Source organism: Tabrizicola sp., from assembly GCF_036781545.1.
Lineage (GTDB): Bacteria > Pseudomonadota > Alphaproteobacteria > Rhodobacterales > Rhodobacteraceae > Tabrizicola.
The window spans coordinates 1-12,090 of sequence record NZ_DAIQAT010000011.1 but is presented as its reverse complement, the minus strand read 5'-3'; the positions used below and the strand labels follow the sequence as shown (position 1 = coordinate 12,090).

Sequence of the window (12,090 nt, the reverse complement as noted above, 5' to 3'; positions counted from 1 at the left end):
ACGCCTCACGAACCGCCAGCCCGTGCCATATGTCACTGGCCGCCGCGCATTCCAATTTCCTCCGCCACACAAGCAGCCAGCTTTTGACGACGGTCTAATCGCTAGCCCGCCTGCGCCCCGTCCTCGGTCAGGATCGCGTCCAGCGGAATGTCATGCGGCTGCGGGAAGATCGTCGCCAGCCGCGCCGACTGCAGCCCGATCCCGATGGTGAAGGGACGCGGCGAAAGTGAAGCCAGCGTCCGGTCGAAATAGCCGCCCCCATAGCCCAGCCGGAACCGGTCCTGCGTCCAGCCCATCACCGGGGCCAGCGCGATCTCGGGCACCACCGCCTCGGCCTCGGGTGGGGGGACCGGGATGTTCCAGTCGCCGCGCACCATCTTTGTCTCCGGCGTCCAGCGGCGGAAGACCAGCGGGGCGGCCTTCACCTCGACCAGCGGCAGCGCGACCCGCGCCCCCGCGGCGTGCAGGCTGGCCAGCACCGGCCGCAGGTCCGGCTCGCCCTTGATCGGCCAGTAGCCGGAGAAGACACGGCCCGCCAGACGGCCGAAGCGCGCCTCCAGGAACCGCAGCAGGTGCCCGCCGATCGCCTCGCCCTTCGCTGCGCGCTCAGCCACGCTCAGCGCGTCGCGTTCCGCCCGCAGCCGCAGCCGTTCGGCCTTGCGCCAGCGCGCCACGTCGCGCGCCTGTTCCGGGTCCACATGGGCGGGGTCGAAATAGGTCGGGTCGACCTCCGCCGCCATGCAGGGCGGCGAGGCATAGCGGCCGGGGGTATCGTCGCTTGTCATCGTCCGCATCCCGGCAGCGCCGCCAGACAGTCCGCCGCCTCCTTGACCATCCGCTGCAGCCGCTCCCCTGCCGGGATCACATCGCGGATCAGCCCGGCGCCCTGCCCGGCGTAAAGCGCCATCTCCTCCAGCGACCCCGTGGTGTGGCGCATCGGCGAGTCCGTGGAATAACGCAGGAGCGGCTGGCCCGAATCCTCGGCAATCGCTTCACGCGGCAGGGTGTCGGGGTCGTGGCCCATCAGGTTGTCGCCGAAGGCCTGCGTGACGCTGTTGCCGATCACCCGCACCGCCGCCCCTTTCGGCCAGTTCAGCACGAAGACATCGGTCAGCACCGTATCGCCGCCCTCTGCCTCGACCACCCGCCGCTTGTGATAGTCATGCGCCCAGGCCTCTTCGGTCGCGAGGAAGGCTGTCCCGCACTGCACCCCCTGTGCCCCCATGGCCAACGCTGCCGCCAGCCCGCGCCCCGAACCGATGCCGCCCGACACCACCACCGGCACCCGCGCGTCGGCAAGAACCGTCTCGGCCAGCGCGAAGGCGCCGATCCGGCCATGCACATGGCCCCCGGCCTCGATCCCCTGTGTGATGATCACATCCGCCCCCGCCGCCTCGGCCTGCCGCGCGGCCTGAACCGTGCCGACCTGATGCAGGACCAGGCAACCCTCGCGCTTCACCCGGGCCACGACCTCGGGCATCACGTCCCAGAAGAAGGTGAAGGCACGGACGCCAAGGTCCAGGCAGCGGGAGATCTGCCGGTCCAGAAGCCCCGGCTCGGTCGCAGAGGGGATCACGTTCACCGCAAAGGGCCGGTTCGTCGCCGCGCGATAGGCCGCGATTTCGGTCTCGATCAGGTCGGGGCTTTCCCGGACCATCCCCAGCATCGCATAGCCCCCGGCCCGCGCCACCGCCGCCGCCAGTTCGGCCCGGGCAACCCCGCCCATGCCCGCCAGCAGGATCGGCACCTCGCAGCCCAGAAGATCGCACAGCGGGGTTCGCAAGCTTGGAACTATGTCACCCATCCCATCCCCTCCGACATCGCAACCAGACGTCAAACGGTTCCGCAGGAACATCGGCCCGTGACATTCCCACCGGGCACCGCGAAGATGAGTTTACACCAGGCCGAAGGGGGCACAATGACCGATCGTCTGCATCGCGCGCTTGCGTTGATCGACCGGGCCAACGCCGCCGACCCGAAGGGCGAGGCGGTGGTCTACGGGCAGCGGATGAGTGCCGAGCTGGCGCGGCTGTTTCCCGGGGCCTCCGATGTCCTGCAGGTCGCGGCGCGGGGGCAGCATGTGGAACGCTGGCTCCTGCCGCGGTCGGACTACCCCGAGGGCAAGGCGGGATATCTGGACTGGCGGCGGGAACAAGGGCGGCGCCATGCCGAGCGGGTGGCGGGGAACATGGCGGAGGCGGGCTTTCCCGCCGGGGATTGCGAGCGGGTCGGGGTCCTGCTCCGCAAGGAGGGGATCAAGCGCGACCCCGAGGTGCAGGCGCTGGAGGACGTGATCTGCTTCGTCTTCCTGAAGTTCCATTTCACCCCCTTCGCCGCCGGTCGCGATGCCGAGCAGACGCTGGATATCGTCCGGAAGACGGCCCGGAAGATGTCCGCGGCGGGCCGGATGCGGGTGTTGGAGGAGTTCGACCTGCCTGCCCCGCTCGCCCAGGCCTTCGGCGAGGCCTGAGCGGCTGCCCGCGCGCGGGCAGATTTTCGGCCCCATGATTTCAAGGACTTGAAAAACCGCGTTAACGATCTGGCAAGACTTTGCGGCGGCTCAACGGACGGGTGACAGGCTGCATTTCGCCGGGTCCGCATCCCTGTCGTCCCCCTGTCGGCTTTTCATGCGAGCATGACCGCGCCGCCCGAGAGCGCTTTTTGCAAAGGACCTGACCATGTATCCGATGATGACCCCGGCCCAGCTGATCGGCCTTTCGCTCAAGACCGGCACCATGCTGGCCGAGGCGCAGATGGTGATCGGGATGCGGATGCTGGGGCTGATGGGCCTGTGGCGCGTCGCCCCGTCGGAAAACGCCCGCATGTCTTCGGAGAAGCTTGCCGCGCTGAGCCAGTCGGCCATCGCCACCTCGCAAGCGGTGCTGACCGGCAAGCCCCCCGCCCTGATCGCCGAGGCTGCGCTGAAGCCGATCCGTCGCCGCACCCGTTCAAACGTCAAGCGCCTGGCCTGCCGCGGCCCCGGCCAGCCCTGACCGGCTTGTCTTTGGAGCCCCATCGCGCGGGGCCGACCTGATGATCGCCGCCACGGCACTGGCCCACGGGGCGACGGTGGTGACGGGGAACGTCGACGACTTCCTGCCTACCGGCGTGGCGGTTGAGAGCCCGTTCTGACCCTCAGCCCTCGCGCCTTCCGTCGTGGAAGGCGCGCTGCAGAAAGGCCGCGCTGGCGCGCAGATAGGCTGTGACATTCGGGCGGCGGAAGACGCCGTGGCCTTCATCGGGAAACAGCATCACCTCATGCGGAATGCCCGCCGCCGTCAACTCGCGCACTGCGGTATGCGTATTCTCAGGCCCCACGTTCGAATCCGCGAGGCCATGCACGATCATCACATGACCCCGAATGCGGTCGATGAAGCGCCCCGGCGAGGCATTGGCGTATTTCTCGGGAAACTCCTCGGGCGTGCCGCCCATCATTTCCTCGCTGTAGGCGCGGCCATGCGGCATCTCGGTCGCGTGGTAGTCGATGTCCAGCCGATACATCCCGCACATCGGGATCGCGGCCGTCACCAGGTCGGAATGGCGGGTGATCGCGAACCAGCTGGAGAAGCCGCCGTAGGAATTGCCCGCCACCGCCACCGGACCGGGGAGGCCGGTTGTCAGCGCCGCCTCCAGCCCCGCGCGGATGTCGGCCTGTTCCCGCCCGCCCCAGCCGTCCTCTTTCACCGCCTCGCGGTGTGCGTAACCGAAACCGGTCGAGCCGCGGTAGTTCGGATCGAGGACGGCATAGCCCTGTGATACCCAGAACTGGATCTTCGGGTTCACCCAATCCTCCGAATGCCAGGTCGGCCCGCCGTGCACATAACCGATGAGGCCCTTGGGCACCCCGTCCGGGCGGTAAAGCCAGCCCTGCAGCGCGCGCCCGTCGGGGGCGGTCCAGCGGAAGTCCTGCGGGGCGGTGTGGCGGCGCGCGGGTTCTGGTGCGGCGCGCCAGATCGCCCGGCAGTTACCATCCTCTGCCACGGCCACCAGATCATGCGGAGCGTCGGCGTCATAGGCCTCGGCCAGCCAGCCGCCGTCGGGCAGGGCGGCATGGGGCAAAAGGCTGCGGCGGCCGGAGAGGTTGGGGAGCGGGCGGAGGTCATGCCCCCGGACCAGCGCGGCGCGGGTGTGGCTTTCTTCGTGGTGAATGCAGAGGAAGTCCTGCCCCGTCCCGGCCAGCACCGCATGGGGGTAAAGCTGCGGTTCTTCGGCGATCCAGTCGCCCGCGCCGGTGGACAGGGTCAACACCCCCAGCCGGTCGCGCCCGTCATGGTCGCAGGCGAAGCCGATCCGGTCCGCGTCCAGCCAGACCGCCAGCACGTTGTTGCGCTCGCCCAGGTCCAGCACCTTCCGGGCTTGGGCCCCGTCCACCGGCACGATCCAGAGCTGGTAGCCGCCGGGCGCCCGGTCGCTGCGGTGCCACAGAAGCCGGGTGCCATCGGGCGAAAGCAGCGGGCCGACGTAGAAATGCGGCGGGCTGTCCGCCTGCGCCAGGCAGGTGCGCGCGCCGGTGGCGAGGTCCTGCCGCCAGAGCCAGGCGCCTGCCGTCACCTGATCCGTGGCATAGTCGAAATCCGCGAGGAAGAAGACTGCGCCCTGGTCCGCCGCAAACGCCCCGCCATAGACGTAATGCGTGTCCTGCGTCGGGGTGATCTGCCGAAGCGCGCCGGTTTCCCGGTCGAGGAGCAGGAGGTGGTCATGCTCGTTCGCGTTCAGCGACTGGGCGAGGAGCAGGCGGCTGCCGTCGGGGGCCACGTCGCGGATGAGGTAGTGATCCTGCCCGTCGGTCAGCATCCGGGGCGGGGCGGAGCCGTCCAGCGGCGCGCACCAGACATTCTCGGTCTCGGTGGGGCCGGCGAGGCACCAGAAGGCCCAGCGGCCATCGGCGCTGGCGTGGATGTTCGACAGCTGCGGAACAGCGGCCCAGAGCGCGGCAAGATCGGTCATGTTTCCTCGACGAAATGGCAGGCGGCAAGGCGGCCGGGGGCGACCTCGCGCAGATCGGGGCGCGTGGTCCGGCAGATCTCGGCGGCCTGCGGGCAACGGCTGGCGAAGACGCAGCCGGGTGGTGGCGCCAGGACAGAGGGCAGTTCCCCGGCCAGCGCGGTGCCGACACGGCCCTTCTCGCGCCGCGGGTCGGGTTCGGGGACGGCCTGCATCAGGGCTTGGCTGTAGGGGTGCAGGGGGCGGGCGTAGAAATCCGACCGCTGCGCCTGTTCGACCACGCGGCCGAGGCACATCACCACCACCTCGTGGCTGATGTGGCGCACGACGGCCAGGTTGTGCGAGATGAAGACGAGGGCGAGGCCCATCTTTTCCTGCAGGTCCATCAAGAGGTTGATCACCTGCGCCTGGATCGAGACGTCCAGCGCCGAGACGGGTTCGTCGCAGACGATGAGCTTTGGCCTGCCGACCAGCGCCCGCGCGATGCCAACGCGCTGCGCCTGCCCGCCGGACAGCTCATGCGGGTAGCGGTCGGCGAAATCGGCGGAAAGGCCGACCTGCCCCAGGGCCTCGATCGCGCGGGCGCGGGCCTCGGCGCGGGTGAGGCCGGGCTCGAAGGTGGCGAGCGGGCGGCTGACGATGCGGGCCAGCGTCATCCGGGGGTCGAGCGCGGCGACCGGGTCCTGGAAGATGATCTGCATCTCGGACCGGCGGCGGCGCAGGTCGGGGATCGTCGCCATATCCTCGCCCTGCCACAGCACCTGCCCGCCCGAAGGCTCGATCAGCCGCAGGAGGGCGCGGCCGAGGGTGGACTTGCCGCAGCCGGATTCCCCCACGATGCCCAGGGTGCGGCCCGCCTCCAGCGTGAAGGAGACGTCGTGGACGATGGGCAGAAGACGGGGCGCGGAGAACAGTCCGGCGCCGGGCACCCGGTAGCCGACGCCGAGGTTGCGCACGTCGAGCAGCGTCATGATGCGGCCCCCGTCAGGTGGCAGGCGGCCCGGCGTCCGGGGCCGAAGGCGCCGAGGTCGCGCAGAGGCGGACGGTCGGTCGCGCAGACCGGCAGGCGGACCTCGCAGCGGTCGACGAAGGGGCAGCCCGTTACCGCACCGCCTGAGCGCGGCGTGCCGGGGATCGTGCCCAGCCGCGGGGTCAGCGCGGTTTCCAGACGGGGCATCGCAGCCAGAAGCCCGCGGGTATAGGGGTGCGAGGGGGCGTCGAACAAAAGCTCCGCCGGGGCCTCCTCCATCACCCGCCCGCCGTAGAGCACGACCACCCGGTCGCAGAGCCGCGCCACCACGCCCAGGTCATGCGTGACGAGGATGATCGCCGTCCCGGTCTCGCGCGCAAGCTCGGCCATCAGGTCCAGCACCTGCGCCTGGATGGTGACGTCCAGCGCAGTGGTGGGTTCGTCGGCCAAGAGAAGGCGTGGGCGGGCAAGAAGCGCCATCGCGATCATCACCCGCTGGCGCATGCCGCCGGAGAATTCATGCGGGAACCGTCGGGCACGGGCGGCGGCGTCCGGGATGCGCACCCGGTCGAGCATCCGCACCGCCTCGGCCCGCGCCTCGGCCTTGCCCATGCCCTTGTGGACGATCAGCCCCTCGGCCAGCTGGTCGCCGACCCGCATATAGGGGTTGAGGCTGGTCATCGGGTCCTGGAAGATCATCGACAGTGCCAGTCCGCGGACCCTGTCCAGCGCGCGCGGGGACAGCGCCAGCAGGTCCTGGCCCTGGAACATCACCTGCCCCGAGGCCCGCCCGTTCGCGGCCAGAAGTCCCATCATCGCATAGAGGATCTGGCTTTTCCCCGAACCGCTTTCACCGACGATACCCAGCACTTCGCCCGGGCCCACATCCAACGAGACGCCGTCCACCGCCAGCGCCTCGCGCTCGGCCAGGCGGAAGCGGACGCTGAGGTCCCTTATGGAGAGCAGGCTATCGGTCATTGGGATCGAAGGCATCACGCAGCCCGTCGGCGATGAAGTTGAGGCAGAGGAGCACCGCGACCAGCAACGCTCCGGGCAGGAGCAGGAGCCGCAGGTCGGTGTCCATCGCCGAGGTGCCGGTCTGGATCAGGTTGCCCCAGCTTGCCTGCGGCTCCTTGATGCCGATGCCGAGGAAGGAGAGGAACGATTCCGACAGAATCACCTCGGGCACGAGAAGCGAGCCGTAGACGATCACGGTGGACATGCAGTTCGGCACGATGTGCTGCAGCACGATGGCCGGGCCGGTCATCCCCCCGGCCCGCGCGGCCTGGACGAATTCGCGCTGCGCCAGCGACTGCGCCTGTGCCCGGACGATGACGGCGGGTGTCAGCCACAGCGTGAAGACGATGGCCGCGAACAGCGCCACATTGCCGCCACCGAACAGCAGGCTGAGCAGGATCACCAGGATCACATAGGGAAAGCCGTAAAGGATCTCGATGCAGCGCATCATCAGCCCGTCGAGCCTGCCGCCGACATAGCCCGCGATGGCCCCGTAGAGCACCCCGATCCCCCCGGCGGTCAGCGCCCCCAGAAAGCCGATGGTCAGCGAGACCTGTCCGCCCTCCAGCACCCGCACCAGAAGGTCGCGGCCGAAATCGTCCGTGCCGAAAAGATGCGGCGAGGAAAAGTCGATGGGCGCGCCGATATAGTCGAAATCCGCCTCTTCCCCGTCGAAGGGAAAGGCGTAGGGGCCGAAGAAACAGGCCAGAACGATCAGCGCCAGTACGAAAACTGACAGCATTGCCAGCCGGTTCTGCGCGAAGCGTCGTAGCTGAAGCTGAAAGGTGGACAAGGGGCGCTCAACGGCCATGGCGCAACCTCGGGTCCATCCAGCCGCGCAGCAGATCGGTGCCGATGTTGAAGAAGATCAGCAGCGCGCCGTAAAGCAGCGTGATCCCCATCACCAGGGGATAGTCCCGGTTCAGCGCCGCATCGACGAAATGCCGCCCGATCCCCGGCACGGCAAAGACCGTCTCGATCAGGATGGAGCCGGTGATGATCGCCGCCGTCGCCGGGCCGAGATAGGCGACGACCGGCAGAAGCGCCCCGCGCAGCACATGCACCCTGAGCACCCGGCCGCCGCCAAGGCCCTTGGCGCGGGCAGTGCGGACGTAATTCTCGCGCAGGGTCTCGATCATCGAAGACCGGGTGAGCCGCGAGATATAGGCGATGTTCGGCAGCGACAGCACCAGAACCGGCAGCACCAGCGAGCGCCACCCCTGCCCCGAGCCGCCGACCGGCAGCCAGCCGAGCTTCAGCCCGAAGACAAGCTGGCAGAGCGGACCGATCACGAAGATCGGCACGGCGATGCCGACCACCCCGATCAGCCCGGCCAGGTAATCCGCGGGCTGGTTGCGCCGCAGCGCCCCGATGATGCCAAGCGACACGCCCACGAGGCTCGCCACCACCACCGCCCAGAAACCGATGGTCAGCGAATAGGGCAGGCCCGACAGGATCAGGTCGCTCACCGAATAGTCGCGGAATCGGGTGGAGGGGCCGAGGTCGAGATGCAGCAGCCCCCAGACATAGCGGGCGAACTGCTTCCACACCGGCTCATCGAGGTGGAAAGCCGCCTGGATGTTGGCCAGCACCTCGGGCGAGATCTTGCGGCTGCGCGAGAACGGCCCGCCCGGCGCCAGCCGCATGACGAAGAAGGTCAGCGTGACGAGGGCGGCGAGGGTCAGCCCGCCATCCCAGAGCCTCTTGCCGATGAAGCGCAGCATCGCTTGTGCCTGCCCAGCCCCTACTCCAGCGTCAGGAACTGCGAGTTGTTGTAGCCCGCGACCGAGCTTTCAAAGCCCTTCACCTGCGGGCTGATCAGATGCCGCGTCGGGATGATCGCCAGCGGCGCGAAGATGTAGTCGTCGAGAAGAAGCTTCTCCGCCTCCGCGAGCGCGGCATTGCGCGAGGCTTTGTCCGGCATCTGCGCCGCCTTGTCCATCGCGGCGTCATATTCGGGCTTCACCCAGTTGTAGCCCGCATCGGCCGAAGGCCGCAGGTAGGCGAGAAAGGTCTCCGCCCCGGCGAAATCGCCGACGAGATCGTCGGCGAAGACATCCCAGGTTCCGGCATAGAAGCTGTCGAGCCAGGCCTTGCGCTCCTGCGCGTCATTGACGGCCTGCACCCCCAGAACCTTCTTCCACATCAGCGCCACGCCCTGCGCGCGCCGGATCGCATCTTCGGACGAGATGGAGACGATGTTGATCTTCAACGGATTGTCCGGCCCATAGCCCGCCTTGGCATAAAGCTCTTTCGCAAGAGCCTCACGCTCGGCCTGGGTCATGGAGGCTTCGGCGATCTGCGGCCCGGCGTAGGTCGGATCGAAGCCGCCTGCGAAGGAGAAGGTCGGGATCGCCTCGCCCTTGACGATCTTGCCTTCCAGCACCTCGCGGTCGATGGCCAGCGACAGGGCGCGGCGCAGATCGGGGTTCTTGAACGGCTCTTTCGTCAGGTTGAAGTCGTAATAGACCACCTCGGTCGAGGGCGAGATATGGACCTGATCCGGCATCTCGGCCTTCAGCGCCTCGATCTGGTTCAGCGGGATGTCATAGGTGATGTCGATCTCGCCCGCGCGGAAGCGCTTCAGCTCGGTCGCCACATCCTCGGTCACATGGTATTTCACGAAGGGGATGTGGACATTGGCCGCATCCCAGTAGTTCGGGTTCCGTTCCAGCAGCACATGGCTTTGGGGAACCACTTCCTTGATCACATAGGCACCATTGGAGACGACCTTGGCCGGGTCGATGAACCCGGCGGCGCCATTGGCGGCGAAGGACGGCGAATGGAGCGGCGCCAACTGGAAGGCGCCCATCAGATCGAGCATGTGCGGGGCGGGGTTCAGCATCTCCACCACCACGGTCATGGGATCGGGGGCGGTGATGCCGAAGGTGGCGGGGTCCTTCGTCTCGCCATCGGCAAGGGCTTTCGCGCCTTTCACCTGAATGACGGAATAGAAGTAATAGCCTTTTTCCGAAGCCGTTTCAGGGTTCAGCGTCCGCAGGGCGGAATTGACGAAATCCTGCGCCACCAGCGGATCGCCGTTGGACCATTTCAGCCCCTCGCGCAGGTGGAAGGTATAGGTCTTGCCATCGTCGCTCATCTCCCAGCTTTCGGCGGCGCCGGGGATCACCTCGCCCTTGCTGTTGTAGGTGACGAGCCCTTCGTAGGCGTCCGACTGGATCCAGCCCGCCGCCGCATCGAAATTCACCTGCGGGTCAAGCGAGGCCCATTCCGAACCGACCCCGCGATCCAGCACATCATCCGCCATCCCCGGCCCCGCGGCGAGGGCCAGAGCCGTGGCCGCCCCGGCCAGCCACCGCGCGATCCTGCTTGCCTTTCCGATCATCTGCGTCACTCCCTGTCTTGTTATGGTTCAGTCGGACAGCAGGTCGCCCTGCCGCCGGATTTCCAGCCCCGCCACATGGCATAGCCCTTGCCCCTTGAGGCAGGTGGTCCACAGCTCCTGCCGGAACAACAGCCCGGCGGTGGGCGCGAGGATGTCCTCGCGTCGGCGGGTCGTGGGGTCGGTGACATGGCCCAGGAGCTGCCCTTCTGCCACCCGGTCGCCGGGCTGCATCACCCAAGTCACGATCCCGCCGATGGGGGCGGTGAATTCCACCGCGCCCGCCAGCGGCATTTCCTCCGCCGGTCCATGCGCGGGGGCCGGGCCGCTGGTCAGCGCGCCGACACCGGCGAGGAAGGCCAGCAGCCCCTCGGCATCCTTGGCCGCCACCGCGTCCGACACGTCGTGCTGCCCGCGATATTCCAGCGTGGTCGAGAAGCAGGGCACCGGCACCGCTGCGCCGAACCGCGCCTGCAAGCTGCGCCAGGGGGCGGTATGCGCCTCGTCGAAGGCATTCCCGCCCGAGCTGTCCTCGATCAGCGCCAGCACCGAGCCGGTAGAGCGGCCCAGCAGATCGGTGATCTCGGGCCGCGCGGTCGAGGCGTAGAAATGCATCACCGCCCGGTGGTCGCAGTGCAGGTCGAGGACGATGTCGGCGTCATGCGTCGCCTCCATCAGCCGGATGCGCAGCTCGTCGACCTCGGTTTCGATCTTCACGCCCGCAAGCGCCTTGCCGAAGGCCGCGCGGATGGTGGCGACATTCGCCGACGGGTCCGGCCTCAGCTGCCCCTCCAGCCCGTCGCCGACAAGGGCGGCAAGGTCGGGATAGCCCCGGTTGAAGTTGTGCGCCCCTTCCAGGTCGCGCCGCCCCACGGGCTTGTGCAAGAGCCATTCCGACAGGCCGATGGGGTTGGCCAGCGGCACCACCACCACATGCCCGGCGATGCGCCCCTCGGCCTCGGCGGTGTCCAGCATCTGCATCAGGTGATACAGCGCCAGCGGACCCGGCATCTCGTCGGCGTGCAGCCCGCCTTGCAGGTAGACCTTGGGCCTTGCCCCTGCCTGCCCCCAGTGATGGCGGGTCAGGGTTCGCGTCGTGCCTGGACTTGGCCCGGTCAGGGGCACGGTCTCGGTTCTCATGCACACCTCTGGCCTGGCAGGGCCATTTGATCAAACCTTGCTCTTCGCCTCCGGCCCAAGTCAACCCTGACGTGGCCATGCGCGGCGGTCATTACAGATGGTCCCTCGCGATCTCTTCGCGCCATTCCTGCCGGGCGATCTCTTCCCCGTTCTCCCGGATCACGGTCTCCGCCCAGATATGAAAAGTCCTTTCGTCGCAGGTCATCCGGCTGCAGCTGTCATGGGTGAAGACCCCGTCGGCGCGGGTCTGCACCACCCGGTAGCTGGTTTCAATCGCCGCGCTCAGCGGGTCGTCGCCGGTGATCTCATAGCGTGCATGGCCTTCGCTGGCCTGGCGGATGCCGATGTCGGGAAACTCGTGGTCATAGCACCAGCGCGGGAAATCCACCGTGATCCGGCCTGACAACAGGTCCCGCGTCACCCGGCGCGGATGGGCGGGCGCGACGGGATGGTCGATCACCGGGCTCTGCGGCGCCAGTTCCGGCGGATCGAAGGGGCGCAACTGCGCATCTTCCGCCCGCAGGGGGCGCCGGGGCAGCACCAGCTCTGTCGCGGCGAGGTCGAGGGTCAGCGTCGCCAGTTGGGGCGAAGGCCAGGCAACCGGCCAGTAGGCGGAGGACAGCGACAGCCCGATCCGGTGCCCCGGCGGGAAGGCATGGGCGATGTCGTCCAGTTC

At 68.3% G+C, this 12,090-nt stretch carries 12 protein-coding genes; 2 read left to right on the top strand and 10 right to left on the bottom strand.

The window, feature by feature from the left end; all coding sequences use genetic code 11:
• Positions 1 to 101: 101 nt before the first annotated feature.
• Positions 102 to 785, bottom strand: a complete 684-nt coding sequence (locus tag V7Q39_RS03820; protein WP_333815099.1) for a 5-formyltetrahydrofolate cyclo-ligase — start codon at positions 783 to 785, stop codon at positions 102 to 104.
• Complete coding sequence (locus tag V7Q39_RS03815) at positions 782 to 1,804, bottom strand: NAD(P)H-dependent flavin oxidoreductase (RefSeq protein WP_333815097.1); 1,023 nt, start codon at positions 1,802 to 1,804, stop codon at positions 782 to 784. The genes V7Q39_RS03820 and V7Q39_RS03815 overlap by 4 nt, the downstream gene beginning before the upstream one ends.
• A gap of 114 nt (positions 1,805 to 1,918) precedes the next feature.
• Here V7Q39_RS03815 and V7Q39_RS03810 point away from each other — a divergent pair, with 114 nt between their 5' ends.
• Entirely contained in the window at positions 1,919 to 2,470 is a 552-nt protein-coding gene (locus V7Q39_RS03810) for a DUF4202 domain-containing protein (RefSeq protein ID WP_333815095.1), read from the top strand.
• A gap of 208 nt (positions 2,471 to 2,678) precedes the next feature.
• Positions 2,679 to 2,993 (top strand): antifreeze protein, encoded by a 315-nt coding sequence (locus V7Q39_RS03805; protein ID WP_333815093.1) that lies wholly within the window; start codon positions 2,679 to 2,681, stop codon positions 2,991 to 2,993.
• A 142-nt stretch (positions 2,994 to 3,135) separates the two neighbouring features.
• On the opposite strand, the gene V7Q39_RS03800 is transcribed toward V7Q39_RS03805, so the two are convergent.
• The 8 genes from V7Q39_RS03800 to V7Q39_RS03765 form a co-directional block, all read right to left on the bottom strand.
• Positions 3,136 to 4,947 (bottom strand): S9 family peptidase, encoded by a 1,812-nt coding sequence (locus V7Q39_RS03800; protein WP_333815091.1) that lies wholly within the window; start codon positions 4,945 to 4,947, stop codon positions 3,136 to 3,138.
• A complete protein-coding gene (locus V7Q39_RS03795; RefSeq protein ID WP_333815089.1) occupies positions 4,944 to 5,915 on the bottom strand; it encodes an ABC transporter ATP-binding protein in 972 nt (323 codons plus the stop codon). Before V7Q39_RS03795 ends, V7Q39_RS03800 begins: the two co-directional genes overlap by 4 nt.
• Positions 5,912 to 6,892: an ABC transporter ATP-binding protein gene (locus V7Q39_RS03790; protein ID WP_333815088.1), complete on the bottom strand. Its 981-nt coding sequence runs from the start codon at positions 6,890 to 6,892 to the stop codon at positions 5,912 to 5,914. The genes V7Q39_RS03795 and V7Q39_RS03790 overlap by 4 nt, the downstream gene beginning before the upstream one ends.
• Entirely contained in the window at positions 6,882 to 7,742 is an 861-nt protein-coding gene (locus V7Q39_RS03785) for an ABC transporter permease (RefSeq protein ID WP_333815087.1), read from the bottom strand. The genes V7Q39_RS03790 and V7Q39_RS03785 overlap by 11 nt, the downstream gene beginning before the upstream one ends.
• Entirely contained in the window at positions 7,732 to 8,655 is a 924-nt protein-coding gene (locus V7Q39_RS03780; RefSeq protein ID WP_333815085.1) for an ABC transporter permease, read from the bottom strand. Before V7Q39_RS03780 ends, V7Q39_RS03785 begins: the two co-directional genes overlap by 11 nt.
• A gap of 20 nt (positions 8,656 to 8,675) precedes the next feature.
• A complete protein-coding gene (locus tag V7Q39_RS03775) occupies positions 8,676 to 10,277 on the bottom strand; it encodes a peptide ABC transporter substrate-binding protein (RefSeq protein ID WP_333815084.1) in 1,602 nt (533 codons plus the stop codon).
• A gap of 27 nt (positions 10,278 to 10,304) precedes the next feature.
• On the bottom strand, positions 10,305 to 11,414 hold the full coding sequence (locus V7Q39_RS03770) for a succinylglutamate desuccinylase/aspartoacylase family protein (protein WP_333815083.1): 1,110 nt from the start codon (positions 11,412 to 11,414) through the stop codon (positions 10,305 to 10,307).
• 91 nt (positions 11,415 to 11,505) lie between these two features.
• A partial coding sequence (locus tag V7Q39_RS03765; RefSeq protein ID WP_333815082.1) for a CocE/NonD family hydrolase C-terminal non-catalytic domain-containing protein occupies positions 11,506 to 12,090 on the bottom strand: 585 nt, incomplete at its 5' end.